Here is a 2,235-nt window from a genome sequence, read left to right as displayed (position 1 = left end):
GTAAACAATCCATAATTTACAATAGCCTTATTTTTTTCTATCTTATCGATACTTCCAATTGCTCTGCCATCGAACATTTTTACTCTATCTCCAACTTTCAAAATTACTTTTGGTTTTTCTGGTACGAGCGTTGCTTTAAGTTTTTTTTCTTTTTTTTCTGCTCGAATTTCATCGACTTGAACCGTGACTTCTTTGATAATTTCTTTTTCCTTTTCTTTTTGAACAACAATTTCTTTGGCAGTTGCTTTTTTGCGTTTGGAATTTTCAATTTCAATTACTTTTAAAAATTCACCCAAAAGTTCTTTCTTATTTTTATTGTTGAAATATTTTTCTGAAATGGCTTCAATTTTCTGACCTAAATAAATCGTTTTTTGATTGCTATCGTAAAGTTCTTGGTAGTTTTCTAGTTTTTGTTTGACTTTAGCATTAATGGTTTCCATTTTTTTACTTTCTTCTCGCGCTTTGGTTTCTTCTTCTTTCAAAGTCATCGCAGTTTTCTCCATTTTGGAGCGTTCTTTTTGCAGATTAGCAATGGTTTTATCAAAACGTACTTTTCCAGTTTCAATTTTCTTTTTGGCTCTGTTTATTAAACCAAAAGGAATACCGTTTTTTTGAGCTACTTCAAATGTGAAAGAACTTCCTGCCTGACCTAAAGCCAGTTTATACATCGGCTCCAGTGATTTTTCATCAAAAAGCATGTTGGCATTAGTTGCAAAAGGCAATTCATTTGCCAGTATTTTTAAATTTGTATAATGTGTAGTTATAATTCCAAAAGCTTCACGGTGGTAAAATTCTTCTAAAAAAATTTCTGCTAATGCGCCACCCAAATCTGGATCTGAGCCTGTCCCAAATTCATCAATTAAAAATAATGTTTTGGCATTACACTTTTTTAAAAAATAGTTCATATTTTTTAATCGGTAACTATATGTACTCAAATGATTTTCGATAGATTGATTGTCGCCAATATCTGTCAGAATCCTATCAAACAAGCAAGTTTCACTGCGTTCATGAACAGGAATTAATAAAGCTGATTGTAACATCAATTGCAATAATCCTACTGTTTTTAATGAAATGGTTTTTCCGCCCGCATTCGGTCCAGAAATAACTATAATTCTATTTTCTAAGTTAAATTCAATCGTTTGAGAATGCGTAATTTCGTTGCTTGCTTTGTTGTTTAAATATAAAATAGGGTGGAAGGCATCTTTAAAATAGACCCTGCGCTCTTTGGTTATATTGGGTAAAATTCCATTGATTTTATTGGCATATTTCGCTTTGGCAGCGATAACATCTATATCGCTCAAAAAATCCTGGTACTGAATTATTAAAGGAAGAAAGGGTCTAATCGTATTGGTTAATTGTTTTAAAATACGGGTGATTTCTTCTTTTTCTTCATATTCCAAATTACTCAATTCTCTCGAATATCGCAAGGTAGCTTCGGGTTCAATAAAAGCCAAACTGCCCGTTTTTGAGCTTCCTAAAATAGTGCCTTTTACCTTTCGGCGGTACATGGCTAAAACAGCCAGAACTCTACGATTATTTACAAAACTTTCTTTAATATCGTCCAAATAACCTAAACTATTGTATTGGCTCAATGCCATACCAAAACTTTGGTTCACTTTGCCTCGAACCGCATTTATATCTCTTCGAATATTTAATAAATCAGGCGATGCATTGTCTTTTATTTCTCCATATTTGTCAACCACATCGTCAATAGAATTGATAATTACTTTTGTGAATTCAATTTGACTAGATTTTTTATATAGATTTGGATAGTATTCTTCAAATTTTTTAAAATATTGTAATTGAACATTAGTAGTTTCGGATAATGTGGTAATTTTTCTAAAACTGCCTACTTCCAGGAAGCTATCTTCAATAGCCAAAAATCTAATTTCGTGCGAAATGGCGTCAAAACCATGATTTGGAATGGCATTATTGTTTTGAAAAGAAGATACATATTCCGAGGTTTGATACAACGCTGTCATCAAACTTTGTTCGTCTTGGAAAGGTTTGATTTCCAAAGCTTTTTGTTTGCCAATATCTGTGTTACAAATGTTGGATACGGTTTCTAAAACGGTTGAAAATTGTAAGTCTTGAAGTGTTTTTTCGGTAATTGAAATCATTGATATATTTAGAATAAAACAAAGTTACAAATGTTTAAACGCATAATTGATATAGATTTTATATTTTTGATAAAAAATATAAAATGCAAGTAAATATTCATGAATCTTGGCAAAA

The 2,235-nt window shown here is 31.4% G+C and carries 1 protein-coding gene; it reads right to left on the bottom strand.

Annotated features, from left to right (window positions below; genetic code table 11):
• The coding region (locus RMN92_RS10005) for an endonuclease MutS2 (protein ID WP_309609309.1) at positions 1–2,120 on the bottom strand (2,120 nt) is incomplete at its 3' end.
• Positions 2,121–2,235: the final 115 nt, after the last annotated feature.

Origin of the sequence: Flavobacterium sp., from assembly GCF_031363805.1 — a bacterium.
In the GTDB taxonomy this organism is placed as follows: Bacteria; Bacteroidota; Bacteroidia; order Flavobacteriales; family Flavobacteriaceae; genus Flavobacterium.
Note: the sequence above shows the minus strand (reverse complement) of the source record. Positions and strands in the feature narration are given on the sequence as shown.